Origin of the sequence: Streptomyces sp. NPDC048416 (assembly GCF_043200435.1) — a bacterium.
Classification (GTDB): domain Bacteria; phylum Actinomycetota; class Actinomycetes; order Streptomycetales; family Streptomycetaceae; genus Streptomyces.
Genome location: NZ_JBICXU010000001.1, coordinates 157,828 through 183,119, shown reverse-complemented (window position 1 = coordinate 183,119; position 25,292 = coordinate 157,828). Strand labels below are relative to the sequence as shown.

The 25,292-nt window shown below is 71.5% G+C and carries 23 protein-coding genes; 10 read left to right on the top strand and 13 right to left on the bottom strand.

All coding sequences use genetic code 11. From position 1 onward, the window contains the following. Positions 1-29 precede the first annotated feature (29 nt). Entirely contained in the window at positions 30-269 is a 240-nt protein-coding gene (locus ACGFW5_RS00765; RefSeq protein ID WP_393831970.1) for a hypothetical protein, read from the top strand. Between the two features lie 120 nt (positions 270-389). Here ACGFW5_RS00765 and ACGFW5_RS00760 read toward each other — a convergent pair whose 3' ends face one another. From ACGFW5_RS00760 to ACGFW5_RS00745, 4 genes are all read right to left on the bottom strand, one after another. Beyond that, positions 390-1,337, bottom strand: a complete 948-nt coding sequence (locus ACGFW5_RS00760) for an acyl-ACP desaturase (RefSeq protein WP_393831969.1) — start codon at positions 1,335-1,337, stop codon at positions 390-392. Between the two features lie 27 nt (positions 1,338-1,364). Continuing rightward, on the bottom strand, positions 1,365-2,585 hold the full coding sequence (locus tag ACGFW5_RS00755) for a beta-ketoacyl-[acyl-carrier-protein] synthase family protein (RefSeq protein WP_393831968.1): 1,221 nt from the start codon (positions 2,583-2,585) through the stop codon (positions 1,365-1,367). Continuing rightward, complete coding sequence (locus tag ACGFW5_RS00750; protein WP_393831967.1) at positions 2,582-2,875, bottom strand: phosphopantetheine-binding protein; 294 nt, start codon at positions 2,873-2,875, stop codon at positions 2,582-2,584. Before ACGFW5_RS00750 ends, ACGFW5_RS00755 begins: the two co-directional genes overlap by 4 nt. A gap of 97 nt (positions 2,876-2,972) precedes the next feature. Further along, positions 2,973-4,580 (bottom strand): MFS transporter, encoded by a 1,608-nt coding sequence (locus ACGFW5_RS00745; RefSeq protein ID WP_393831966.1) that lies wholly within the window; start codon positions 4,578-4,580, stop codon positions 2,973-2,975. 143 nt (positions 4,581-4,723) lie between these two features. Here ACGFW5_RS00745 and ACGFW5_RS00740 point away from each other — a divergent pair, with 143 nt between their 5' ends. Next, positions 4,724-5,971, top strand: coding sequence for a cytochrome P450 (locus ACGFW5_RS00740; protein WP_393831965.1), 1,248 nt, complete (start codon positions 4,724-4,726; stop codon positions 5,969-5,971). 58 nt (positions 5,972-6,029) lie between these two features. On the opposite strand, the gene ACGFW5_RS00735 is transcribed toward ACGFW5_RS00740, so the two are convergent. Continuing rightward, the gene (locus ACGFW5_RS00735; protein ID WP_393831964.1) at positions 6,030-6,575 is read right to left on the bottom strand and encodes a MarR family winged helix-turn-helix transcriptional regulator; all 546 of its coding nucleotides are present in this window, start codon (positions 6,573-6,575) and stop codon (positions 6,030-6,032) included. Positions 6,576-6,701: 126 nt separating this feature from the next. Between ACGFW5_RS00735 and ACGFW5_RS00730 the strand changes: the two genes are divergently transcribed. The 4 genes from ACGFW5_RS00730 to ACGFW5_RS00715 all read left to right on the top strand — a co-directional run bounded on the left by ACGFW5_RS00730 (position 6,702) and on the right by ACGFW5_RS00715 (position 11,360). Next, positions 6,702-7,973 (top strand): MFS transporter, encoded by a 1,272-nt coding sequence (locus ACGFW5_RS00730; protein WP_393831963.1) that lies wholly within the window; start codon positions 6,702-6,704, stop codon positions 7,971-7,973. A gap of 379 nt (positions 7,974-8,352) precedes the next feature. Next, positions 8,353-9,363, top strand: a complete 1,011-nt coding sequence (locus tag ACGFW5_RS00725) for an EamA family transporter (RefSeq protein ID WP_393831962.1) — start codon at positions 8,353-8,355, stop codon at positions 9,361-9,363. Between the two features lie 109 nt (positions 9,364-9,472). Continuing rightward, positions 9,473-10,414, top strand: coding sequence for a DMT family transporter (locus tag ACGFW5_RS00720; protein ID WP_393831961.1), 942 nt, complete (start codon positions 9,473-9,475; stop codon positions 10,412-10,414). Between the two features lie 34 nt (positions 10,415-10,448). Then, positions 10,449-11,360: a LysR substrate-binding domain-containing protein gene (locus tag ACGFW5_RS00715; protein WP_393831960.1), complete on the top strand. Its 912-nt coding sequence runs from the start codon at positions 10,449-10,451 to the stop codon at positions 11,358-11,360. A gap of 35 nt (positions 11,361-11,395) precedes the next feature. Here ACGFW5_RS00715 and ACGFW5_RS00710 read toward each other — a convergent pair whose 3' ends face one another. Then, a complete protein-coding gene (locus ACGFW5_RS00710; RefSeq protein ID WP_393831959.1) occupies positions 11,396-12,304 on the bottom strand; it encodes an aldo/keto reductase in 909 nt (302 codons plus the stop codon). A gap of 167 nt (positions 12,305-12,471) precedes the next feature. On the opposite strand from ACGFW5_RS00710, the gene alc reads away from it, so the two are divergent. Beyond that, positions 12,472-13,626 (top strand): allantoicase, encoded by a 1,155-nt coding sequence (gene alc / locus ACGFW5_RS00705; protein WP_393831958.1) that lies wholly within the window; start codon positions 12,472-12,474, stop codon positions 13,624-13,626. 97 nt (positions 13,627-13,723) lie between these two features. Here the strand turns inward: alc and ACGFW5_RS00700 are convergent, their stop codons facing one another. From ACGFW5_RS00700 to ACGFW5_RS00690, 3 genes are read right to left on the bottom strand one after another with little or no spacing between them, the layout of a single operon-like run. Beyond that, the gene (locus tag ACGFW5_RS00700; RefSeq protein ID WP_393831957.1) at positions 13,724-13,924 is read right to left on the bottom strand and encodes a DUF397 domain-containing protein; all 201 of its coding nucleotides are present in this window, start codon (positions 13,922-13,924) and stop codon (positions 13,724-13,726) included. Between the two features lie 56 nt (positions 13,925-13,980). Beyond that, the gene (locus ACGFW5_RS00695; protein ID WP_393831956.1) at positions 13,981-14,181 is read right to left on the bottom strand and encodes a DUF397 domain-containing protein; all 201 of its coding nucleotides are present in this window, start codon (positions 14,179-14,181) and stop codon (positions 13,981-13,983) included. Next, complete coding sequence (locus ACGFW5_RS00690; RefSeq protein WP_393831955.1) at positions 14,178-15,014, bottom strand: Scr1 family TA system antitoxin-like transcriptional regulator; 837 nt, start codon at positions 15,012-15,014, stop codon at positions 14,178-14,180. The genes ACGFW5_RS00695 and ACGFW5_RS00690 overlap by 4 nt, the downstream gene beginning before the upstream one ends. A 107-nt stretch (positions 15,015-15,121) precedes the next feature. Here ACGFW5_RS00690 and ACGFW5_RS00685 point away from each other — a divergent pair, with 107 nt between their 5' ends. Further along, positions 15,122-15,490, top strand: a complete 369-nt coding sequence (locus ACGFW5_RS00685; RefSeq protein WP_393831954.1) for a hypothetical protein — start codon at positions 15,122-15,124, stop codon at positions 15,488-15,490. Positions 15,491-15,494: 4 nt separating this feature from the next. Then, positions 15,495-15,710 (top strand): hypothetical protein, encoded by a 216-nt coding sequence (locus tag ACGFW5_RS00680; protein WP_393831953.1) that lies wholly within the window; start codon positions 15,495-15,497, stop codon positions 15,708-15,710. Positions 15,711-15,812: 102 nt separating this feature from the next. Here ACGFW5_RS00680 and pepN read toward each other — a convergent pair whose 3' ends face one another. From pepN to ACGFW5_RS00665, 3 genes are all read right to left on the bottom strand, one after another. Then, positions 15,813-18,386, bottom strand: coding sequence for an aminopeptidase N (pepN, locus tag ACGFW5_RS00675; protein WP_393831952.1), 2,574 nt, complete (start codon positions 18,384-18,386; stop codon positions 15,813-15,815). Positions 18,387-18,741: 355 nt separating this feature from the next. Next, positions 18,742-19,758, bottom strand: coding sequence for an aspartate-semialdehyde dehydrogenase (locus ACGFW5_RS00670; protein ID WP_393831951.1), 1,017 nt, complete (start codon positions 19,756-19,758; stop codon positions 18,742-18,744). Positions 19,759-20,028: 270 nt separating this feature from the next. Next, positions 20,029-23,358, bottom strand: coding sequence for a S8 family serine peptidase (locus ACGFW5_RS00665; protein ID WP_393831950.1), 3,330 nt, complete (start codon positions 23,356-23,358; stop codon positions 20,029-20,031). A gap of 220 nt (positions 23,359-23,578) precedes the next feature. Between ACGFW5_RS00665 and ACGFW5_RS00660 the strand changes: the two genes are divergently transcribed. Next, positions 23,579-24,049 (top strand): NUDIX hydrolase, encoded by a 471-nt coding sequence (locus ACGFW5_RS00660; RefSeq protein ID WP_393831949.1) that lies wholly within the window; start codon positions 23,579-23,581, stop codon positions 24,047-24,049. Positions 24,050-24,115: 66 nt separating this feature from the next. Here ACGFW5_RS00660 and ACGFW5_RS00655 read toward each other — a convergent pair whose 3' ends face one another. Further along, entirely contained in the window at positions 24,116-25,168 is a 1,053-nt protein-coding gene (locus ACGFW5_RS00655; protein ID WP_393831948.1) for a hypothetical protein, read from the bottom strand. Positions 25,169-25,292 lie beyond the last annotated feature (124 nt).

The following is a 25,292-nucleotide window of genomic DNA, read 5'->3' as shown; positions in this document are numbered from 1 at the left end:
CCCTCTCGGGCGTTCGCTACGTTTGCACCGTGGACAAGAAGAACGCCCTGCGCGCCGGCGCCGTAGCAGCCGGTACGACGCTGATGATGCTGCTCATGTCGTCCCCCGCGCTTGCGCTCACGCGCGACGACGGTGACGACCCGGGGTCCGGCCTGAGCGTGATCGACACGATCGGTCTGTTCGTGCTCGCGCCGCTCGCGCTGTTCGCGATCATCGCGGGCCTCGTCGTGGTGCTGGACAAGTCCCGCAAGACCGCGAAGAAGGCGTAACCCTCCGGAACCTCGGTGCCTCCCACCGCGCCCCGCGAGGGACGCGGTGGGCTTACGTGCGAGCCGTGCGCGCTGCGCGTCCGTATGCCCGCCAGGCCGGCCCGCCCCGCGTCCCGTCCTTCATCCGAGCGACGAGAGCTTGGACGCGTCGCTGCGTTCCTTGAAACGCTCTGCCTTGATGTGCAGTCGTTCCAGATGGCGGCCGATGCGGTCGAGAGCTTCCTCCCCCCGCGGTCCGAGCCCCGGGCGGTCCATCAGACGCAGTGCGTGCAGCAGGGGACGCAGGACGTCGTCGTGATGGGTGGCGAGATCGTAGATCCCGCAGACGGCGATGCGGGCAGCCCGGGTGCGAAAACCCGGGATGGCGTGACCAGGCATGGTGAAGTCGCAGATCACGTCGGCGAAGGCCTGGGCGAAGAGGTCCGGGGCAAGGTCGAGACCGTCGGCGCACACGTCACGGTAGAAGAGCATGTGCAGGTTCTCGTCCGCGGAAATGCGCCGCATGAGCCGCTCCCCGAACGGATCACCGCAGACCCTGCCGGTGTTGCGGTGGGCCTGCCGCGTCGCCATCTCCTGCACGGTGACGTAGGCGAGTCCGTGCGGGATCGTGGCCTGTTCGCTTCGGTGGCCGAGCGACATGTGCTGCATGCGGTCCCGTTCCAGGCGGACGGGGTCGACGGCACGGCGCGCGTGGAGGTAGGCCCGAAGGGCATAGCCGTGCCGGGCCTCCTCGGCCGTCCACCGGTGCAGCCAGACGCCCCAAGCCCCTTGGTGCCCGACTCGGCTCTGGATGTCATGGTGGTAGCTGGGCAGATTGTCCTCGGTGAGCAGGTTGACCACCAGGGCATCGCGCACGGCCTCCGGGAGGGGGCAGTCGTCGGACGACCAGGAGGCACCCCCCAGCGGACCGTCGTAGTCGCGGGCCTGCGACCACGGGACGTATGTGTGGGGGAACCACTCGCGCGCGGTCGCCAGGTGTCTGTCGAGATGGCGGGCGACGCTCGGTTCGAGTTCCGTCAGGACATCGATCCGGCCACGGTCGTGAGGGCGTGGCGAGCGGACGGGCATCACAGCTCCTTGGCGGGGGTAGCCGGTTCAGCAGCGTTGCAGGACAAGGGCCGCGTTCTGGCCCCCGAATCCGAATGACGTGGTGACCACCGCCCCGACGCGGGCGGGCCGGGCCCGTTTCGTCACGACGTCCAGGGCGATGGCGTCGTCGAGCCGGTCGAGGTTCGCGGTGGGATGGATCAGTTGGTGGCGCAGAGTGAGTGCGCTGACCACGGCTTCGATGGCCCCGGCGCCGCCCAGTGAATGACCCAGGACGCTCTTGGTGGCGGTGACCGGCGGCGGCGTGCCGAAGACACCGTGCAGTGCGTGCGCCTCGATGCGGTCGTTGAGGACGGTCGACGTGGCATGCGCGTTGACGTGGTCGATGTCCTGGGGAGACAGACCGGCGTCGGCGAGGGCGGCCCGCATCGCGCGCTGAGCGCCCGCGCCCTCGGGGTGCGGCGAGGTCGCATGGTGGGCGTCGCCGCTCGCCCCGTACCCGGTGAGCAGCGCATAGGGGCGCGCCCGGCGGGCCCGGGCGTCGGCCGCCCGTTCCAGGACGAGGACGCCCGCTCCCTCGCCGAGGACGAATCCGTCCCGCTCGGAGTCGAAGGGCCGGGACGCGCCCACCGGATCGTGGCCGCGGGTGGAGAGCGCCCCCATGCGCCAGAAGGCCGCCGAGGTGACGCGGCTGACGCTCTCGCTGCCGCCCGCGACGGCGATGTCGCACATGCCCGCCCGCAACAGCAGGGCGGCCGTGCCGATCGCGGTCGCTCCCGAGGCGCATGCCGTGCTGGTGCACAGGGTGGGTCCCTCGGCGCCCAGCGTCATGCCGACGTATCCGGCGGCCATGTTGGGTGCGCTGCGAGGGACGAGGGTGGGAGGGATCGCCTGGAAGCGGCGCTCGGCCAGGGCAGCGCTCGCCTTCGGCGTCAGGTCGTGCGTGGTGCCGCCCACTCCGATGACGACGGCCACCCGCGGTGCGTCCCAGGCGCCGCGATCGAGACCGGAGTCGGCGACGGCCTCCTGCGCTGCGGCCACGGCGAAACGGATGAACGGGTCGGCACGCCAAGCCAGTCCGGGCGCCGCGGCTTTCACGGGCGCCGTGGGAACACGGCACGCGAAGGAGACGGGCAGCCCTTCGAGTTCGGGGTCCAGGGCCGCGGTCGGTACGCCTTCGCACAGACGCGCCCACGTGCCGGGGACGCCCACACCCGCCGCCGTGACCATTCCGAGGCCGGTGACGGCGATGTGCGGGGGGCGGTTCACCCGGTGACCAGGTCGCCGGAGCCGACGACCGGTGCCTCGGCCACAGCCTGAATGACGATGCGCGCGGCTTCCCGGTAAGGCGTGTTGGGGGAGATCGGCAGGTCAAGGCTGGAGATCTCCTTGCGTGTCTGCGCTTCGACGGCCACCAGGAGTTCCAGAAGGCCCAGGGAATCCAGCCCCAGTTCTTCGAGGGTGGCGTCGTCGGTCAGTTGGTCGGCGCAGATCTCGAACTCCTCCACGACGATCTTCGTAAGGGTCTCTTCGGTGAAGGCGACTTCAGAGGTGGTCAAGGCGGCCTCTCGGAGGGGGTACGAGCGGTGCGACGCCCCCGTGATATCGGCGCCGCCGACGCTCCACGGCCCAGGACACCGCCCTCGCTCGTCAGAATCACTGCACTGGCGCAGCAGGGTGGGCCGCCTCCGCGGCGGCGCGGCCCGGCAGCCGCAGCAGCGTGACGAGGAACGCCGCCAGCACCACGGCGGCCGCGGCCAGGGCGGCGTGGGAGAGGCCGTGCACGAACGCGTCCGCCGCCGCCGCGCGCAGCCGTTCACGGGCGGCCGGCGGAAGCCGGCGGGCGATCGCCGCGGCGGACAGGACGTTGTCCGAGGCGTTCGCCACCTGCGCCGGAACGGGCGCAGGGGAGCGCGCGAACGTGTCGTCGAGCCGGCTGGTGTACGCGCTGGAAAGCAGCGAGCCCTGTACGGCGACCCCGAGAGCGGCACCGACCTGACGGGTGGCGTCGTTGACCGACGAGCCGAGCCCGGCCATCGACGGGGGAACGGCGTTCATGACGCAGGCCGTTGAGGCCGCCGCGGTCAGGCCCGCCCCCGCGCCGCCCAGCACGAGGAAGACCAGCAGGTGCCCGTAGCCGGACCCGGCGGACGTGCGGGCCAGGACCCCGAACGCGGCCGTCACGGTGATCAGTCCGAGCAGCACACTGCTCTTCTCGCCGCGGCGGGCCGTGACCCACAGCGACAGCGCCGCGCCCGCCATCAGCCCGCCGGGGAGCGGCAGGATGCGCAGCCCCGCCTGCCACGGCGTACAGCCCAGCACCCCCTGGAGGTACAGGGTGACCACGAACAGCGCGCCGAACAGCGCGAACGACATCATCGCCAGCGCCATGGCCGCCGTACTGACCCGCGCCGGGCGCACCAGATCGAGCGGCAGGACCGGCGCGGTGCCGCGGTGCTCCACGACGAGGAAACCGGCCAGCAGCAGCCCCGCCACGGCGTACGCGCCAAGGGTGAGCGGATGTGTCCAGCCGCGGGCGGGGCTCTCGATGACGGCCCACACCAGGACGAGCAGCCCGCTCGCGGAAAGGACGGCGCCGGGCACGTCGAAGCGGGGACGAGGCTGAAGGGAGCGGCGCCGGTCGGCGGGCACGAATGCCCGCGCCAGGGCGATGGCGATCACGGCGATGGGCACGTTGACCCAGAACGCGGCGCGCCAGGACGCCTCCTGCACCAGCCACCCTCCGACGACGGGCCCGCAGGCACCGCCCAGGCCTCCCACCGCCGCCCACACGGCGATCGCCCGCCGACGCTGCACGGGGTCGGGAAAGAGGTCGGTGATGAGACACAACGTCGCCGGCATCAGAAGCGCCGCGCCCATGCCCATGATCGCGCGTGCGGCGATGATCCGGCCCGGGGAATCGACGACGCCGCCCGCGACCGAGGACACCGCACAGACGGCGAGGCCCGCGACGAACGCGCGTCGGCGCCCCAGCCGGTCCGTGAGACCGCCGCTGGTCAGCACCAGTCCGCCCAGGGCCAGCACATAGGCGTCCACGATCCACTGGGTCTGCCGCATGCTCGCGTTCAGGGCGTCCCGCAGTTGGGGGACGGCCACGTTCAGCACGGTCAGGTCCAGCCCGAGGAGGAAGAGCCCCAGGCACACCGTGAGGGCGGCCGCCCACCGGCGCCGCACCGACAGCCGTGCCACCGCGCCCCGTTCCGCCTCCCGGGCGCGCCCCTCGACCCTGACGAGTTCAGCCATGGAGCCAGCGAACCACCGACGGCCCGCCGCACCAGGGCGCCACGTGCGCCAAAAGGAGGGCAGGCCACATGCCCTCGAATGCCGCAGCACGGCGGGACGTGGCTCACCGGCCCCGGGCCGAGCAGCCTCTACAGTCACTCGCCATGCAGAACACGCGCGTCGCAGCCCCGGTCTCCTGGTACGACCTCATCGCGGAGCAAGTGAACTGCGACACGAGCAGCGAGGCCTACCGAGCCGATCCGAACCGGTTCACCGAACCCCTGCGCCGCAGCTCCGGCCCCGTCCACCGCACCCCATCCGGTGCGCTCATCGTCCTCGGCCACGCCGAGAGCGCCGAGGTGCTGCGCGACGCGCGGTTCGGCCACGGCGCCTCCACGGCCCGTGACATCACCGGGTACGGCGTACCCGCGCGGTCCTTCCTGCTGACCGACCCGCCCGAGCACGACCGCCAACGCGGCAGGGTCAGCGGAGCGTTCACCGCCCGGGCCACCGCCCGGCTCGCGCCGAGAATCGAGCAGTACGTCCACGATCTCACCGACCGGGCCTGGCGACGGCGCGAGGTGGACGTGGTCGCCGACCTCGCCCGGCCGCTGGCCGCCTCGGTCCTCTCCGACGTCCTGGGCCTGCCGCCCGAATCCGAGCACCACTTCGCTGACATGGCGGAACTCCTCGTGCGCGGCATGGACCCGCGGCAGGCCACCGACCCCGCCGTCCGGGCCCGCATCACGCGCGCCCGCACCGACTTCGTCCGTACCTTCGCCCCACTCCTGCGGCGCCCACCCGAAGGCCGCGGCACGAGTGTCATCGACCACCTCGTCCAGGACGCCGCACACAAGGCCGACCCCGTGCCGTTGAGTGAGGCCGTGGCGACCTGCGGACAACTCGTCGCGGCAGGCTACGAGACAACGGTCGGCCTGATCGCGAACGGCCTGCACACCCTGCTCACCCACCCCGAGGAGAGCAGGGTGCTCGACACCGGCTGCTGTGACGCCGGCGTCATGGCGACGGCCGTGGAGGAACTGCTGCGGTACGAACCGCCCGTCCACATCGCCGTACGTACCGCCCTGACCGATGTCCGGGTGGGCGGGACGGCGGCTCCCCGGGGGACGGTCATCGTCTTGATGCTCAACGCCGCCAACCGCGACCCCCTCGTCCACGCCGACCCGCACCGCCTGGACCTGCGACGCGGCGGCCGGCACCTCGCCTTCGGCCTGGGATCGCATTTCTGCCTCGGCGCGCCCCTGGCCCGTATGGAAGCACAGCTCATGCTCTCCGCCCTGTGGCGCGGCAGACCGGAACTGGTCGAGCAGCGCGTCACCTACACCTGCGGCCTGGTGGCCCGCCGCGTGGAGCGGCTGCGTATCCGTCTGACGCGGTGCCCGACGACCTGAACGCGTGACCTGCGCCGGGCCGACAGCACCCCCGAGGGCGGCCCGGCTCGGCGCGGCCTCAGTGCGCGCCGAGCAACTTCCTCAGCAGAGAGGCCAGTTGAGCCGTCTCCGTCTCGTCGAGGGCGGAGGACAGGATCTCGGTCTGGGCGGCAAGGCCCGCCGTCACCGACTCGTCCACGAGGGTCAGACCCCGCTCCGTCAGCGTCACCCGCAGACCCCGCCGGTCGTTCGGATCGGGGCTGCGGCTCAACAGGCCCGCCTTCTCCAGCTTGTCGAGCCGGCCCGTCATCCCGCCCGTCGTGAGCATCAGCGTCGCCGAGAGCTGCCGCGGGGACAGCGTGTACGGGTCGCCCGAGCGCCGCAGCGTCGCGATGACGTCGAACTCCCCGCGCCCGATGCCGAACCGCGCGTACTCCTTGTCCATCCGCTCGCCCATCGCGCGGGCGATCCGGTAGATGCGCCCGTACACCGCCATCGGCACCGTTTCGAGGTCCGGGCGGACCGCGGCCCACTGCTCGGTGATCGCGTCCACCGCGTCCGCGGGTGCGTCGGCGGCGTGGCGCTGCGGCTCGGGTGCGGGAGAGGTCGTCCTTGCGGCAGTCATGGGATCAGTATCCGAGGCCGGTCGGTCGGACGCAAGAAAGTTGCTTGACGGAAAGTAGCTTACGAGTAAGCTACTTTCAGCTAAGCAACTTGCCCGCCTTGCCGCGGCCCCGGAGACGGAGTTCCCATGCGTACGTTCCGCAGTCGTACCCGCACCCCCCGGATAGCCGGGGAGCGCCGGATGCTCGTCGCCATGGCGGTCGACGCGACCGGCTCCGGGATGTACGTGCCCTTCAGCCTGGTGTTCTTCCACCATGTCACCGGCCTCCCCTTCGCCACCGTGGGGCTCGTGCTCACCGTCGTCGGACTGCTCGGGCTCGGCGCGCTGCCGATCGCGGGCGCCGCCGTCGACCGCCACGGGGCCCGACGGGTGCAGCTGTTCCTGTACGGGGTGCGCGGCGCGGGCTTCCTGCTCTACCCCTTCGCCCACGCGCTGCCCGCCTTCGCGGGCGTCGCGCTCGCCACCGCCTTCGGTGACCGCGCCTTCCCCGCCGTACAGCAGTCCCTGCTCGGCGAGGTCGCCAAGGGCGCGGACCGGGACCGCCTCCAGGCCTCCTCGCGCGCCCTGCGCAACGGCGGACTCGGCGCGGGCTCACTTCTCGCCTCGCTCGTCGTCGGCTTCGGCGGGGACGCCGGGTTCACCGCGGCGGCCTGGCTCAACGCGGCCAGCTTCGCCCTCGCCGCGCTCCTGATGCGAGGCGTACGGGCCGAACGGCAGACGCCCGTCGCGGACGAGATCCAGCAGCCCGCGGGCTACCGCCAGGTCTTCGCCGACCGCCCCTTCCTCGGACTGACCGCCGTCAACTTCCTGAACGCGCTGGGTTATTCGGCCCTGTCGGTGCTCTTCCCGCTGTACATCACGACATGGCTGCGCGGGCCCCAGGCCCTCACCGGCATCGCGTTCACGCTCAACACCGTGATGTGCGCGGCGGGCGGCGTCGCGATCGCCGCCCGCGTACGCTCCCGCGGCGCCCGGCGCACCCGCTCCGCCGCCCTCGGCTCGCTCCTGTTCGCCGCCGCCTTCGCCGCGCAGATCGTCCTCGGTACGGTCCGGCCCGGCTCGGGCATCGTGCTCGGCGGGGCGCTGCTGGCCATCGTCGTGCTCTACACGCTGGGCGAACTCGTCCACAGCCCCGCGGCAGGCGCCCTGTCGGTGTCGGCCGCGCCGGAGGCGCTGCGCGGCCGGTACCTGGCGGCGTACCAACTGTCCTGGTCGCTGGCCGCGGCGGTCGCGCCGTCGCTGTTCACCGCCCTGATGACGGTGGACGGACGCCTGCCGTGGGGCGTGCTGGCCGGTACGTCACTGGTGGCGGCTGGGGTCGTGGTACGCCTCGAACGCCGCCTGCCGGGCCCGGCGGTCGCGGTCGCGGGACGGGCAGCCCGGATCGCCGTGGCCTGAAGCGGGCCCCCTCCCCAAGTTCCCTGAGGCCGTCGGGATCGCGGGGAAGGGCACGAACAACCACGCACGACCCGCACCCGGCAACGAACCCCTCAAGGGGCGCGGGGAACGGCGCGAACAACCACGCACCACCCGCACCCGACAACGAACCCCATCGAGGGGCGCGAGGAACGGCGCGAGCAACCACGCACGACCCGCACCCGGCAACGGACCCCATCGAGGGGCGCGGGGAACGGCGCGAGCAACCACGCACGACCCGCACCCGACAACCGACCCATCGAGGGTCGCGGGGAACGGCGCGAGCAACCACGCACCACCCGCACCTGAACGCAACGCATCCGCGCCCACCCACCCCCACCCCCGGCCAGGAAGTCACCCCGTGAACCAGAACCGCCTCACCGCCACCCTCTCCACCACCACCCTCTCCACCACCGCCCTCACCGCCCTCGCCCCCATCTCCTGGGGCTCCACCTACTTCGTCACCACCCAATTCCTCCCCACCGACCGGCCGTTGTTCACCGGCATGATGCGCGCCCTGCCCGCCGGCCTCGCCCTGCTCGCGCTCACCAGACGGCTGCCACGGGGCGCCTGGTGGTGGAAGGCGGCGGTGCTCGGCGCGCTCAACATCGGCGCGTTCTTCCCGCTCCTCTTCCTCTCCGCCTACCGGCTGCCCGGCGGCATGGCCGCGGTCATCGGGTCCGTCGGGCCGCTGTGGGTGGCCGGGCTCGCCGCCCTGTTCCTCGGCGAGAGGCCCACCCGGCGCACCCTGCTCACCGGGATCGCCGCGGCCCTCGGGGTGAGCCTCGTGGTCCTGAAGGCGACCGGCTCCTTCGACGCGATCGGGGTGCTCGCCGCACTGGGTTCCTCGGCCTCGATGTCCGCGGGGACCGTGTTCACCAAGCGGTGGGGCCGCCCCGAGGGGGCCGGGCCGCTGGTCCTGACCGGGTGGCAGCTCACCGCGGGCGGGCTCCTCATCGCGCCGGTCGCCTTCTTCGTGGAGGGCGCCCCGCCCGCGCTCGACGGACGCAACCTCGCCGGGTATCTCTATCTCGCCCTGGTGAACACGGCCGTCGCGTACTGGCTCTGGTTCCGAGGCATCGGACGGATGACGGCGACCTCGGTCACCCTCCTCGGCCCGCTCTCCCCGCTCAGCGCCGCGGTCATCGGCTGGGCGGCACTGGGGCAGGCCCTCGCTCCCGTACAGCTCCTCGGGATGGCGATCGCCCTCGGCGCCACGCTCGCCGGACAGGTGGGACAGGCCGGCCAGGCCGGACCAAGGCGACCCGCCGACTCCCCAGGAACGGTAGCGCCCGCTCTTCCATTCAGTTCCACTGAACATAACGCTCGGAAACATTCGATGGACGTGACGGGTCACGCGGTGCGACGGTAGGGACCACCGGGGTCACCCGGGCCACCCGGGCCACCGGGGTCACCCCACCCGGCCCACCGGGGCCCCAGTGAACCCCCGCAGAACCCCGCCGCACCGAAACGGAGTCACCGTGACCGTCCTGGACCACGTCCGCAGCACATCGAGCGCCGCCACCGCGGCCGGGAAGGCGGCCCGCGCCGCCTCCGGGCCCGGGCCGGGGCTCGGGCTCGCACTCGCCGCGGTCGCGACGGTCGTCTGGTCCGGGAGCTTCGTCGCAAGCCGGGCCCTGCACGACTCCGTGCCGCCCGTGCAGGCCGCCTTCTGGCGCTGGCTGATCGCCATCGCCGCGGTCGCCCCGTTCGCACTCCGTGCGACCTGGCGTCAACGCGCCCTGATCCGGCGGCACTTGGGGTTCCTCACGCTCGCCTCGCTGCTCGGCATCACCGTGTACAACACCCTCGTCAACCAGGCCGGGACCTCCACATCCGCCGGGAACATGGGCATGATCATGGCCGCCTCGCCGGTCCTGATGGCCGTCCATGAACGCCTCACCGGCGGCCGGCTCGGCGCCCGCCGCACCGTCGGACTGCTCATCGCCGTCATCGGCGTACTGCTCCTGGTCAGCAAGGGCTCGCTCGCTCTCGACCTCGCCCCCGGCGACCTCTGGATGTTCGCGGCCGCCGTCAGTTTCGCCTCCTACAGCGTGCTGCTGCGCCGCCGCCCCGCCGAACTGCCCGCGCTCACCTTCCTGTTCACGACCTTCGTGCTCGGAGCGCTGATGCTGGCCCCCGCGTACGGCGTCAGCCTCGCCGTCCAGGGCGGTTTCGCCGCGACGCCCGCCACCGTCGGCCCGCTCGTCTATGTCGGGGTGCTCTCGTCGGCCGTGGCGTTCTTCGCCTGGAACAAGGCGATCGCCCTGATCGGGGCCGCCCGCGCGGGAGTCGTCTACTACCTCCAGCCGGTGTGCGTGGCCCTGCTCTCCTACCCGCTCCTGGGCGAGGCGACCGGCCCGGCGCAGCTGGGCTGCATGGCGCTCATCCTCGGCGGGGTCGTCCTGGGAACCCGCAGGTGAGCCGCCCCGTGCGGGCGCCGGTAAGTTGCGTCCCATGAGCGAGTGGGACATCAAGAAACTCCACATCCTGCGGACCCTGCGCGAGCAGGGCACCGTCACCGCGACCGCCGAGGTGCTGCGCATGACGCCCTCGGCGGTCTCGCAGCAGCTGTCCAACCTCGCCAAGCAGCTCGGTGTGACGCTCCTCGAAGCGCACGGCCGACGCGTCCGCCTCACCGACGCCGCCCACCTCGTCCTGCGTCACGCCGAAGCGGTGTTCGCCCAACTGGAGCGTGCCGACGCCGAGTTGGCGGGTTACCTGCAAGGGGAGGCGGGTGAGGTGCGGGTCGGGGCGTTCTCGACCGCCGTGCCCGCCCTCGTCGTGCCCGCCGTGCAGCGGCTGCGCCGCAGCCATCCCGCCCTTGAGGTACGGGTGCGTGAGGCCGAGGCGGCCGAGGCGTACGACCTGCTCGCGGCCGGGGCGGTGGACCTCGCCCTGTCGCTCGCCGCCCACGCGCCCAGCGCCCGCGACCCCAAGTTCGCGCTGCTGCCCCTGCTCACCGACCCCCTCGACGTGGCGCTCCCCGCCGGGCACCCGCTCGCCGCCGAACCGGGTCTGCGCCTCGCCGACCTGGCGCACGAGGCATGGATCTTCGGCGGCAGCGGCCCCTGGTCGGAGATCACCACCGCGGCCTGCGAGGCGGCCGGTTTCGTGCCGGAGCAGGCCCACAGCGCGGCTGGGTGGACCGCGATCCTGGCCATGGTGGAGGCCGGGATGGGGGTGGCGCTCGTCCCGCGCATGGCGGCGGCCGACCGCCGTGCCGGAGTCGTCATGCGGGTGCTGAGCGCGGATCAGCCGCGGCGCCATGTCGTCGCGGCGGTGCGGCGGGGCGCGGAGGAGGGCCCGGCGGTGGCACGGGTCCTCGCGGCGCTGCGGGACGTGGCCGACGTGCGGCCGGGCGGGTAGGGGCGCAGGGGCCGCCGGCGCGCGCCGGCCGCCGGTCACACGCCCGCGTGCAGCGCGTCCAGGCGGGCCAGTTCGTCGGCGGTGAGCCGCAGCGCGCCGGCCGCCACGTTGTCGACGACGTGGTCCGGGTCCCCGGTGCCGGGGATGGCCAGGACATGCGGCCCGCGGTGCAGCGTCCACGCCAGCCGGACCTGCGCCGCGCTCACCCCGCGCTCACGCGCGAGCGCCAGCACCCCCTCGCTGTCCGCACCGCTCGCACCCGCCTGACCTCCCGCCCCCGCGATCGCGTAGAACGGCACGTACGCGATGTCCCGCTCGCCGCACAGCCGCAGCATGTCCTCCTGCGTCCCCGACGTACCGATGCCGTACGGGTTCTGTACGCAGACCACGGGCGCGATGGCCAGGGCCTCGTCGAGGTGGGCGGGGCGGATGTTGGACAGGCCCAGGTGGCGGATGAGCCCCGCCTCGCGCAACTCGGCCAGCGCGCCGAAACGTTCGGCGATCGAATCGGCGCCGACGATGCGCAGGTTCACCACGTCCAGGTGGTCGCGGCCGAGCTGGCGCAGATTCTCCTCGACCTGTCCGCGCAGCTCCTTGGGCGTCCTGGCGTGCTCGCCCCATTCGCCCGTGGGGAGCCGGGCGGGCCCGACCTTGGTGGTGATGACGAGGTCGTCCGCGTACGGGGCGAGCGCCCGGTTGATCAGCTCGTTCGCGGAGCGCAGCGGGGAGAAGTAGAACGCGGCGGTGTCGATGTGGTTCACACCGAGTTCAACGGCCTTGTGCAGAACGGCGATTGCCTGATCGCGGTCCCTCGGTACGGAGTCGGCCCGCAGAGCCGCGCCGTACTGCGGCAGACGCATCGCGCCGAAACCGATCCGGTTGACGTCCAGGTCGCCGAGCTTCCAGGTGCCCGCGGCCGCCGCGGTGATGGTGTCTGAGTTCATGGCCGGGAGTCTGGCATCGGCCGGGGCGTGAACCGGTCGGTGGTCAGAAGTGGCCAGACGCAGGGTGGGCGACCGCCTCCACAGGGCGCCATCCGTTCAGTATCCCTGAAAGAACCGTACGAAAACTTTCGATGGACGTGAGCTGTGGGGTGCCCGAGAGTCGGAGCATGACTTCCGCCACCGAGAACATCGACCTGGACCACACATCCGCGACGGACCCGCACGCCAACGACGCCGCCCCGTACGGCGGGGGCGACCCGTACGCCGACTACCGTTCGGGCGACTTCGCGTTCACCGAGCTCGTCGACCTCGCGGACCGTCGCCTGGGCGCGGGAGTCATCGCCGCCAACGACGAGTTCTTCGCCGAGCGCGAGAACCTTCTCGTCCGGGAGCGGGCCGTCTTCGACCCGGAGCACTTCGGGCACAAGGGCAAGATCATGGACGGCTGGGAGACCCGTCGCCGGCGCGGCGCGGACGCCGACCACGTCTTCCCCGCGCCCGAGGACCACGACTGGGCGCTCGTCCGGCTCGGCGCGCCCGGCGTGATCAAGGGCGTCGTCGTCGACACGGCCCACTTCCGTGGCAACTACCCGCAGCGGATCTCCCTACAGGCAACGGCAGTTGAGGGCTCGCCAAGCCCTGGCCGGCTCCTCGCCGACGACGTGAAGTGGGACGAGATCGTCCCGCCGACCCCGGTGCGCGGCCACGCCGAGAACGGCTTCGAGATCACCACCGGCCGTCGCTACACCCACGTCCGGCTCTGCCAGCACCCCGACGGCGGCGTGGCCCGCCTGCGCGTGCACGGCGAGGTCGTACCGGACCCGGAGTGGCTGGACACGCTGGGCACGATCGACCTCGTGGCGGTCGTCAACGGCGGTTCGTACGAGGACGCGTCGGACAAGTTCTACTCCTCGCCCACGCAGATCATCCTGCCCGGCACCTCGCGCAAGATGGACGACGGCTGGGAGAACCGGCGCCGCCGCGTCCGCGACACCAACGACTGGGTGCGGTTCCGGCTGGTCGCCCAGGGTGCGATCCGGGCGGTCGAGATCGACACGGCGTACCTGAAGGGGAACTCGGCGGGCTGGATCGCGCTGAGCGGGCGTGACGGCGAGTCGGGGGAGTGGTTCGAGATCATCCCGCGTACGCAGCTTCAGCCCGACACGCTGCACCGTTTCCGCCTCCCCGCGCAGGCCGTGGCGACACACGTCCGCCTGGACGCGTTCCCCGACGGCGGGGTGGCCCGGATGCGCCTGCACGGCACCCTCACGGCCCAGGGCGCGGCCGAACTGCGCCGCCGCCACACGGAGTTGACGGGCTGATCCCCCCACTCCCCCTCACCACCGCCCGGCGGAACGGTTGCGCACCGACGCCCGTCCGCCGGGCGGCTTCCATGTGCGCCCCGAGCGGACCGACCCGCTAGATGTCAGCGCGCTTGGCAAATGCGAGCAGGCCGAGGAAGGCGCTGGGGGAGAGCCGCAGGGTGGGGCCGTCGGGGTTCTTGCTGTCCCGTACGGGGACGGTGCCGGTGTGGGCGAGGTTGGTGGCGACCTCGATGCACTGGCCGCCGTTGTTGCTGTACGAGGACGTGAACCAGCGGGGGGTGGGTTCGGTAGTCACGAGGTGCCCTTTCTTCGCTCGCTGAGGGCGGCCCGGCGCTTCGGCCGACGAGCCCGTTAGATGTCGGTGTGCTTGGCCAGATCTACGAGGCCGAGGAAGGCGCCGGGGGAGAGCCGCAGGGTGGGGCCGCCGGGGTTCTTGCTGTCCCGTACGGGGACGGTGCCGGTGGGGGCGAGGTTGGTGGCGACCTCTATGCACTGGCCGCCGTTTTCGCTGTACGAGGACGTGAACCAACGGGGGGAGGGTTCGGCTGTCACGGAGTGCCCCTTCGTATCTCGCTGATCATGGCCACGGAGGCCGCCTGAGAGAGTGCTTCCGCCTGTAGCTGATGGTACTTCCGCAGTATGGGGAGAACCGCAGTTGATTCGCGCTCCAAGTGGCCTCGTTGGGCAGACTCGGCGTACGACATGAGCGAGCGGTCGGTGCTCGTCAGCACGGTGACGGGCAGGCTGAAAGGTCGACGTTCCCCCATGCTGAACGGCGCGACTTGGAGGACGGTGTTCGGGAGTTCGGCAAAGGTCAACAGCCACTCGCATTGGGCGTCCATGACAGCGGCACCGCCGACGGGCCTGCGGACGCAACTCTCGTCCAGCACCACGAAGACCATCGGCGGTGGCGTTCGGTTGATCGCCGCTTGGCGTTCGGCGACGAGCGCCGTCTGTTCCGCCGCCTGCTCGGGCGTGATGGCGCCCCGCTTGACGGCGCTTCCGGCGAGGACGGCCGCGTACTGCGGGGTTTGGAGCAGGCCGGGCACGACGCCCACCTCGTACAGACGGATCTCCGCCGCCCGGCTTTCGTGGCCCACGTACTCCGGGAAACCCTCCAGGAGTGAGCCGTGCCGGATCTCACGCCAGTCGCGCTCGAACGTGTCGAGGGCGCCCACCAGGCCGAACGCGACGTCAGCTCTGCGTGAGAAGCGAAGAGTTGGCATCTTGCGACCAGTTTCGACGGCCGACACATGCGTGCTGGAGTAGCCCATGTGCTCGCCGAGGTCTTCCTGCTTCCAGCCGCGCGCTTCCCGGGCACTGCGCAGACGCGCTCCGAACGCAGCCTGGGGGCTGGCGTCGGGCTGTAACTCCTTGCGGTTCAAGGGGCCTTCACCGACCTTCCGTGCACTCCTGACACGTTGATGGAGTCCCGACTCTAAGCCACGCTGATGGCTCCCGGTAGTGGAATCGCTACAGAGAGGAGCGGCGCGTGTTCCGTGGACGCAATCCCCGCGCGGACCCCCCGGCAAGGCGGCACACCGAGGAGCCGGACGCTCTCGTCGCGGCAGGTGGTTTCTGGCGGCTCGTGCCGGACGGGGTTCCGCGCGGCCCCTACGCGCTCCCGTCACTCGACGTACTCACGGCCGCTCTGGCCGGACTGCAAAGGCGGTTGGAAGCTGTGTCCTCACCCATGGAGTACATGCCCTGGCTCGAACCGGTCCCCATGCCCGGCTGCACCGTCTGTGCGCGAGCGAGCCGGGAGCGGGCCCGGGCGCACATGGCCGGCGACTGCGGTGCCGTGGCCCGGGCCACCGAGCGCATTCGGCAACACCCTCATGCGCCCGCCGAGGAGGGGTGAGAACGTGCTGGACCTGGCCGCCGTGCGCGCCACGGACTTCACGAAGCCGCGCCCGGGGCCGATCGACCCGAAGGTCTGTCCCGCGTGCGCGTTGGTCAGGGCGATCGCCGTCGAGGCGGTGGAGAGCGACGACCGGGCGCTGGCCGGACAGTGGGTTGAACTCGCCCGTACGCATGCCGAGTTGGGACATCCGTGGGACACCCGGTGGCGGCGACCGTAGGGCGTTCTGCGCGGCGGCGCCACCCTGGGCGGGCCCAAGTCGAAGCCGTGCCGTGGGGGTGGGGGCGGGCCCGAGCTGGAGCCGCCCCCACCCCTGGCTCCGCTAGGCGGATTCCGCGTCGGCGGACTGGGCGCGAAGGGCGCGCTCGACGCCTGCTCGGGACTCCGACATCAGGCGGCGCAGCGAGGCGTTCGGCTGGGCCGAGGACAGCCAGGCGTCCGTCGCGTCCAGGGTTTCCTGGGAGACGAGCAGCGCCGGGTACAGGCCCACCGCGATCTGCTGGGCGATCTCGTACGAGCGGGACTCCCACACGCCCTTGACCGCGTCGAAGAACTTCGCCGAGTAAGGGGCGAGGAGTTCGCGCTGGTCGGTCTGGACGAAGCCGCCGATCACGGCCTCCTGAACGGCGTTGGGGAGGTTGCCCTCCTCCACCACCGACGCCCACGCCTCGGCCTTCGCCTCGGCCGTCGGACGCGCGGCCCGCGCCGTCGCGGCGTGGCGCTCGCCGGCCGCCGTCTTGTCGCGCTCCAGCTCCGCCGCGATGTCCGGCTCGTCGAACACGCCGGTGGCGGCGAGCCGTTCCACGAACGCCCAGCGCAGCTCGGTGTCCACGGCCAGGCCCTCGATGACCTCCGTGCCCGTCAACAGGGCCTGGAGCAGGTCGAGTTGCTGCGGGGTGCGGGCCGTCGCCGCGAACGCCCTGGCCCACGCCAGCTGGTGGTCGCTGCCCGGCTCGGCGGTGCGCAGGTGCGCCAGCGTCGCCTCGGTCCACTGGGTCAGGCCCGCGTCGCGCCACTCGGGCGCCGCGTACAGGTCGATGGCCAGCTTCACCTGGCGGTGCAGGGACTGCACCACACCGATGTCGGACTCCTTGGTGATGCCGGACAGGACCAGCGCCAGGTAGTCGCGGGTGGCCAGCTCGCCGTCGCGGGTCATGTCCCACGCCGAGGCCCAGGACAGGGCGCGCGGCAGGGACTCGGCGAAGTCGCCCAGGTGCTCGGTGACGACCCGCAGGGACTCCTCGTCCAGACGGACCTTCGCATACGACAGGTCGTCGTCGTTGAGCAGCACGACCGCGGGCCGCGCCTTGCCCACCAGGGCGTCCACGGCGGTGAGTTCACCGTCGATGTCCAGCTCGACGCGGTCGGTGCGCACCAGCTTGCCCGCCGCGTCGAGATCGTAGAGGCCGATCGCGATGCGGTGCGGACGCAGCGTGGGCTCGCCCTTGGCGCCGACGGGCAGCGCGGGGGCCTCCTGGCGGACGGCGAAGGAGGTGATGACGCCCGCGTCGTCGACCGCGATCTCGGGACGCAGCACATTGATGCCGGCCGTTTCCAGCCACGCCTTGGACCACGTCTTCAGGTCACGCCCGCTCGTCTTCTCCAGCGCGCCGAGCAGGTCGGACAGGCGGGTGTTGCCGAACGCGTGCGCCTTGAAGTAGGCCTGCACGCCCTGGAAGAACTCGTCCATGCCGACGTAGGCGACGAGCTGCTTGAGGACCGAGGCACCCTTGGCGTACGTGATGCCGTCGAAGTTGACCAGGACGTCGTCCAGGTCACCGATCTCGGCCATGATCGGGTGCGTCGAGGGCAGCTGGTCCTGCCGGTACGCCCAGGTCTTCATCGTGTTGGCGAACGTGGTCCACGAGTGCGGCCAGCGCGAGCCCTCGGCGTACGCCTGGCAGGCGATCGAGGTGTAGGTGGCGAACGACTCGTTCAGCCACAGGTCGTTCCACCACTCCATCGTGACCAGGTCGCCGAACCACATGTGGGCCAGCTCGTGCAGGATGGTCTCGGCGCGCAGCTCGTACGACGCGTTCGTCACCTTGGAGCGGAACACGTACTGGTCGCGGATGGTGACCGCGCCCGCGTTCTCCATCGCGCCCGCGTTGAACTCCGGCACGAACAGCTGGTCGTACTTGGCGAACGGGTAGGCGTAGTCGAACTTCTCCTGGAACCAGTCGAAGCCCTGCCGGGTCACCGCGAAGATCTCGTCCGCGTCAAGGAACTCGGCGAGCGAGGGACGGCAGTAGATGCCCAGCGGCACCGACTGCCCGTCCGCGCCCTCGTACGAGGAGTGCACCGAGTGGTACGGGCCCGCGATCAGCGCGGTGATGTACGAGGAGATGCGCGGCGTCGGCTCGAACACCCAGAGGTCGTCCTTGGGCTCCGGGGTCGGCGAGTTGGAGATCACCGTCCAGCCGCTCGGCGCCTTCACGGTGAACTGGAAGGTCGCCTTCAGGTCGGGCTGCTCGAACGAGGCGAACACGCGGCGCGCGTCCGGAACCTCGAACTGCGTGTACAGATAAGCCTGTTGGTCCACCGGGTCCACGAAGCGGTGCAGGCCCTCGCCGGTGTTGGTGTAAGCGCAGTCCGCGATCACCTTGAGTTCGTTCGGACCGGCGGCGAGCCCGGTCAGGGCGATCCGCGAGTCGGCGAACACGGCGGCCACGTCGAGCGCGGCGCCGTTGAGTACGACCTCGTGCACGGTCGGCGCGACCAGGTCGATGAAGGTCTCCGCCCCGGCCTCGGACGCATCGAAGCGGACGGTGGTCGCGGACCGGTAGGTCCCCCCGTCCTGCGCGCCGCTCAGATCGAGCTCGATCTCGTACGAGTCGACGGTGAGCAGGGCGGCCCGCCGCTGCGCCTCTTCACGGGTCAGATTCGTGCCAGGCACCCGGTCATCTCCTTCAGATGCTTCAGTTCCATCAGATCGTGGGGTTCCAGCCATCCTCGCACGCGAAATGCGCAGCGCGCTGTCTGTTTCCCGCCCGTGAACAGGGCTCCGCGCGGCCACCCTGGAGCAACCCTGGGGGGCGGCCCTGAGGGGGCGGCGCGGTTCTCGGCTGCGGGCCGGTGGGGGCTGCTCGCGCGGTTCCTCGTGCCCCTGGACCCGTTTTCGGATGCGGGCCGTGGGTGGTTGCTCGCGCGGTTCCTCGTGCCCTCAACTCCGCCTCGGCCGCGGGCCTGTGGGGGACTGCGTGTCCGGCCGCGGACGGGCCGCGGCCGGACATCGGCAGGTCCAGGGGGGGCTAGCCCTTGAGCTCGGCCGCCACCAGCTCGGCGATCTGGACGGCGTTCAGCGCAGCGCCCTTGCGCAGGTTGTCGTTGGAGAGGAACAGCGCGAGACCGTTCTCCACGGTCTCGTCGACCCGGATGCGGCCCACGTACGACGCGTCCTTGCCGGCCGCCTGGAGCGGGGTCGGGATCTCCGAGAGCTCCACGCCCGGGGCCGCGCCCAGCAGCTCGTACGCGCGCTCCACGCTGATCGGGCGCTCGAAGCGGGCGTTCACCTGGAGCGAGTGGCCCGAGAAGACCGGCACCCGGACACACGTGCCCGAGACCTTCAGCTCCGGGATCTCCAGGATCTTGCGGGACTCGTTGCGGAGCTTCTGCTCCTCGTCGGTCTCGAAGGAGCCGTCGTCGACGATGCTGCCCGCGAGCGGGAGCACGTTGAAGGCGATGGGGCGCTTGTAGACGCCCGGCTCGGGGAACGCGACCGCGTCGCCGTCGAAGGTCAGCTGATCGGCCGCCTCGGCGACCTTGCAGGCCTGCTCGTGCAGCTCGGCCACGCCCGCCAGGCCCGAGCCGGAGACGGCCTGGTAGGTGGTGGCGACCATCGCCGTGAGTCCGGCCTCGTCGTGCAGCGGGCGAAGGACCGGCATCGCGGCCATCGTGGTGCAGTTCGGGTTGGCGATGATCCCCTTGGGACGGTTGCGCACCGCGTGCGGGTTGACCTCGGAGACCACGAGGGGGACCTCGGGGTGGCCGCGCCACGCGGAGGAGTTGTCGATCACCACGGCGCCCTGCGAGGCGACCTTCTCGGCCAGGGCGCGCGAGGTGGCACCGCCCGCCGAGAACAGCACGATGTCCAGGCCGGAGTAGTCGGCGGTGGACGCGTCCTCGACCGTCACACCGTCCAGGACCGTGCCGGCGGACCGCGCGGAGGCGAAAAGACGCAGCTCGTCGACCGGGAAGTCCCGCTCGACGAGGATCTTGCGCATGACTGAGCCGACCTGCCCGGTGGCTCCGACGATTCCGACCCTCACGGTGACTCCTTTGGTGCTCACGTGCTGCTCACGTGGTCATGTACGGATCCGGCGCATCCATGATGCGTCGGCTCCCGGCGGATTTGTCCAATCCATTGTCCGGGGTGTGGGACGCCTGCCCACTGACGGGCAGACCATGGCACGCAGTGTCACGGTCGTGGCCGGTGTCACGCCGGGCCATGCGGGTCTCACCGGCGTGATCGCGGCAGCGACAAGCGGGGCGGGTGCTCGTGAAGAGCGCCCGCCCCGCCGTCGTTCCCGTAGGGACCGTTACTGCGTGACCTTCCCGATGATCACGCTGCCGGTGCCCGCGGCGGTACCGCGCTCGTTCACGAGCTGCACGGTGCCGAAGAACTGGCGTCCCTCGGGAGCCGCGCCGGCCGCGACGACATCGGCCGTCACCTGCGCCGAGGCGCCGCCCGCCAGCTTGAACGTCTTGCTCTCGTCGACCTTGACGGTGCCGAGCGAGGGCGCGAAGTACACGTCCTTGTAGGCGTACGTCGTCGAACCGGACGGAACCGCGTACCCGGCCACCTGGATCGTGTACGTGCCCGCGGCCGGCTTGACCAGGCTGACCGACTCGTTCGCGCTGCTCGTCGTCGCCTGGGCGACCGCCTTGCCGTTCTGGTCCAGGACGTACAGGTCGAGGTCGGCGCCCGCGTCCGAGGTGCCGCCGATCGACACGTCCAGGTGCTCGACGCCCGCGCCGATGGTGACCTTGCTGGTCTGCGTCTCACCGGTCTTGATGGTGGGGGTCGCGACCTTCGCCGAGCCGAGCGAGCCGCCCTGGAGCTTGCCGTCGAGGGCGGCGAAGTTGTTGGTCACCTTCCACTGCACGGGGGCCGGGGTGCCGGCCTTCGCGTCGGGCACCGTCTGGGTGGCCGGGTCGAAGGTGACGCCGAGCACCGAGACGTCCAGCTTGTAGGAGTTGTCCAGGTACGGCGACGTACGACGTGCCTCGACCTCGATCTCCCAGACACCGGCCTGCGGGTTCGTGTACGAACGCAGGTCGGGGCGGCAGGTGTTGGTGGGGTTGTCGTAGTTCGGGTAGCAGTTCGGCGTCGCCGTCGTGTCCAGGGCCACACCGTAGGGGTGGATGGAGATGAAGCGGGTCTGGCTGCCCGAGCGCAGCGCGCCCATGCGGACTTCCAGGTTCTTCGCGCCCGCCGGGACGTTCACGAAGTACGACGTGGTGGCGTTGCGCTCCACCGTCGAGGAGGCCGTGAAGGTGTAGCCGGGGCCCGCGATGGGGGTCGCGACGATGACCGTGGCCATGATCTGCTGGTCCACGCCGACCGTCTTGGCGTCGTCGACCTGGAGGATCGCGCTGTGCACGCCGGCGGACTTCGGCTGCGCCTGCACCTTGACGGTGACGGGCTTGCCGAGCGGCAGGTTCACTTCCTTGCTGCCGAGCACCGTGAACGTGCCGTCGTCGTTCTTGAACGACAGCTTGTGCTTGACGTTCTTGTCCGGGCCCGTGGTGCGGGTGACCGTGACGTCGTACGTCTTCTTCTGCTTGGCCTTCAGGCCGCTCTCGCGGTCGTAGATGCCGGTGCCGACGTTCGGGGTCTTGAGCGCGAAGCCGAGCGCGCTGGAGACCGGCGCGGCGACGGTGTACTCGTGGGCCGGGGCCTTCTTCTTCGCGGTCTGCTTGATCGCGTCCCAGGCGCCCACGATGTTGATGAGGCCGGCGCCCTCGGAGTAGGCCTGGGTGCCCTTGATGTGCTTGGCCGTGGAGGTCAGCGCGGTGCGCAGGTCGGCAGGCGGCAGGTCGATGTCCTGCTGCTTGGCGGCCGAGATCAGCAGCGCGGACGCGCCGGCGGCCTGCGGGGAGGCCATCGAGGTGCCCTGGAGCATCGAGTAACCGGCCGGCAGGTCGTAGCCCGCCTCCTTGACGGGGCTGCCGGGCAGCCAGGTCTCGGTGGAGTTGATGGCCGCGCCGGGCGCGGTCAGCGTCGGCGTGAAGCCGCCGTCCTCACGCGGGCCGCGCGAGGAGAACGGCATCATCTGGTAGGCCGTGGAGACCCCGGAGCCGTAGTTGGCGGCCCAGGTCTCCTTGGAGATGGCGGCGCCCACCGAGATGACGTGGTCGGCGAGGCCGGGGTCACCGATGGTGTTGACGCCCGGGCCGTCGTTGCCGGCCGAGATGACCAGCTGAACGCCGTAGGTGTCGATGAGGCGCTTGTAGAGCTCGGAGCGCGCGTTGTTGCCGTCGTTGAGCGCCGGCAAACCGCCGATCGACATGTTGACGATGTCGACGTGGCGGTTGGTGACGAGGTCGATCATGCCCTCGGTCAGCGCGATGTTGGTGCAGCCGCCGTCCCAGTTGCAGGCACGCGAGGAGACGATCTTCGCGCCCGGCGCGGCCCCGCTCATCTTGCCGCCGAACAGGCCGTTCGCGGAGGTGATGCCCGCGACGTGGGTGCCGTGCTCGGACTCGATGACGCCGATGTTGACGTAGTCCGAGGTGTGCCCGGCCGCGTCGTAGACGACGTTCTTGCGGATCTCGACGGTGAACGGCACCCGCTCGACGACGTCGGTCGCAGGGTTGTCGGTACCGAAGTAGCCGATCTGGTAGCCGTCCTTGTACGGCTTCATCGGAGCGTCGTCCGTGAAGTCGTTGTTGTTGTTCAGGTCCACGCGGACCGTGCCGGCGACCGGGTCGTAGAGCACGCCCCAGCTGTCGGTGGTGTCGCCGTCCCGGTTCAGGTCGCCCTTGGCGTCGCCGCCCGCGGTGACCTTCTCGGCGAACGTGGAGAAGTCGTACGAGCCCGCCGGGGCCTTCCAGGACTTGCCGCCCGCGGTGAACGTCGGCCCCGCGACCGCGCTGTTGGCGCGCAGCCAGGTGCCGTCGTTGTCCTGCACCGGGTCGGTCGAGGTGACCCAGTCGACGATCTTGCGCTCGCCGGTGGTGGTCTTCTGGAGCGCCGGGTGGCCGATGTCGACGCCCGAGTCCAGGATGCCGATGGTGACCCCGCGGCCGTCCGCCTGCGGGTGCTGCTTGACGAAGTCGACCGCGCCCGTCTCGAAGTTCGGGTTGTACGGGTTCTTCGCCGGGGTGTTCTTGTCCGGGGCCGGGTAGCTGTTCGAGGTGCGCAGCTGCCTGGCGGACTTCGTGGTGTCGCCCGACGGGGTCGGGTCGTCCAGCTGAATGTCCTGCTTGAGGTCGATGCCGTGCACCGAGGGCAGCTTCGCCGCGGCCTTCAGGGCGGCCTCGGCCTTCGCCGTCGGCAGCGTCGCGCGGACGTAGCCGAGCTTGTCGTCCTGCTTGCCCACGGTCGCCCCCGCGACCGAGTGGAGCTGCTGGGCGACGGCGGACGTGGCACCCGGGGCGGTGGCCACCATGACGGTGACGCTCTTCTCGCCCTTGGCCTGGGCCTCGGAGAGGCGCTGCTCGTCGGCCTTGCCGAGTTTGTCCTCGGCGGTCTTGGCCGGAGCGGTCTTCACCGGGGGCGCGCTCCACGGGTCGTCGCCGGTGGTGGCGAAGGCCGGTGCGGCGCCCGCCGTGACGAGCGCGGCCACCAGGCCGGCCGCCGCCGCTATTCGAGCCGTGCGTCTCGCCCCGGGTATGGGGCGCGGGGATTCAGTGGTCATCAGCATCCCTGTGAAGTGGGTAAGGGTCCGGCTCGTGAAACGGTTCGTATTTCGGTGCCGGATGACCGCTGAGCATTGCGTATATGACTGTTGTTTGTGGAGAGTTGACCGTTAGGTGATGTGAACATGGCGTATTCCCGCCACGGCGCACGACCCGCCACCCCGGCACGCCGCCCCGTTCCGTCAGGGAGCGGCGCCCGCGCGCCGCGCCCCGTAACCTCACCCAATGAACACGGAGTTGCGGGTGGCGGCCTACGCCGTATGCGTACGGGAAACCGGAGGCGTCCAGGAGATCCTGCTCGCCCGCTGGGTCGCCCGTGACGGCACCAAGCGCTGGACGCTGCCGGGCGGCGGCATGGACCACGGCGAGGACCCCCTCGACACGGTCGTGCGCGAACTCGACGAGGAGACCGGCTACGCCGTCGAACCGGTCCGGCTGCTCGGCATCGACTCCATCAACCGGCGCTATCCGCGCAAACTCGGCAGGTTCGCCGACTTCCAGGGGCTGCGCATCGTGTACGAGGGCCGGGTCACCGGCGGCGCCCTGCGCCACGAGACCAACGGCTCCACCGACCTGGCCGCCTGGCATCCGCTGGCCGGCGTGACCGACCTTGAGCGCGTCGAACTCGTCGACGTGGGGCTCCAGTTGTGGCGCCTGCGGCCCGCCACCGGCAAGGTGCACCCGGCCACCGACTGAGCCGGCTGTTCCGGCCGCGGGCGGCGGGCCGTTCCCCTCCCGAAGGCCCGCCGCGCACGGCCGGTGTCAGCGGGGGAGGACCACCACGTAGGCGGCGGGCTCCCGTTCGGCGGACGCCATCAGCGCGGTCCGCACCACGGCCGCCTGCTGCTCAAGGCACTCGCGCAGCTTCTTCGGCGTGATGTGCACGACGGTGATCCCCAGCCGCTCAAGTGCCTCGCGCTTGCGGCTGTACTGCGACCACAGCGCGGCCTCCTCCTCCCCTTCCGACCGGCTCTGCCGCGGCGCCCGGGTGTCCAGCTCCACCGCCACGCCCTGCTCCGGCCAGTACGCGTCGAGGCCGCCCAGGTGCGGACCGCCGGGCAGACGCAGGTCCACGTTCCACAGCGGGTCCGGCAGGGCGAACCCGCGCACCATCGCGTAAAGCCGCTCCTCGGCGATCGAGCGCCCCTCGGCGAGCAGCGCGTCCACCGCGTCCACCACATGGGGTCGGCTCAGCAGCCTGGCCTGCGTCAACTCCCGTACGACGGCGGCCGGTTCGGTGTGGCCGCAGCGCACGGCCTCGGTGAGCAGCCGGCGTACGGTTTCGGCGTCGTCCAGGACCGCGACCGCGTCGGCGAGCGCCCGCGGCACCGGCGCCACCGGCACCCCCGCGATCATCTCCGCGCCGGGCATCACGTGCGCCCGCACCAGCTGGACACAGCCGGTGGAGCGCAGCCGCCGGGTGCGCGGCACCAGGAGCTCGATCCGGTCGAGCGAGAGCAGCGGGGGAGCGGAGGAGAACCGGTGCAGCGCGAGCGCCGCGAGCCCCGTCACGACGGCCGCCGGCGGCTCGGCGTGGGCCTGGCCCTGCGCAGGGACGGCCTTGGCGCGCCCGGTGGCCGGCCACCCCGCGTACAGCAGCGCCCCATGCAGCCGCTCCTCGCTGGTGACCGGGCCCGGGTGCAGCACGTACACCCCGGGAAGCAGCTGCTGCCAGGGGCCGCCGGGGCGGCACTGGGCGGCGGCGCGGGCGGCCGAAACCCCGTGCGCGCGCAGCTGGTCGGCGCGGAGCACGCGCCGCTGGACATCGGTGAGGTGGCTCAGGGGGCGGGGGGAGAGCGGGGTGTTGTGGTTCATGCCGCAGGGTTTTCCGCACCCGGGGCGCCCGCTAACCGCTGTTACAAGCCCGTCGACAAATCCGGACAACCCCGTCCTAAAGTACGGGCGTTCGAGTGCCGATCAGGGGGGCCCGTTCGAGGGC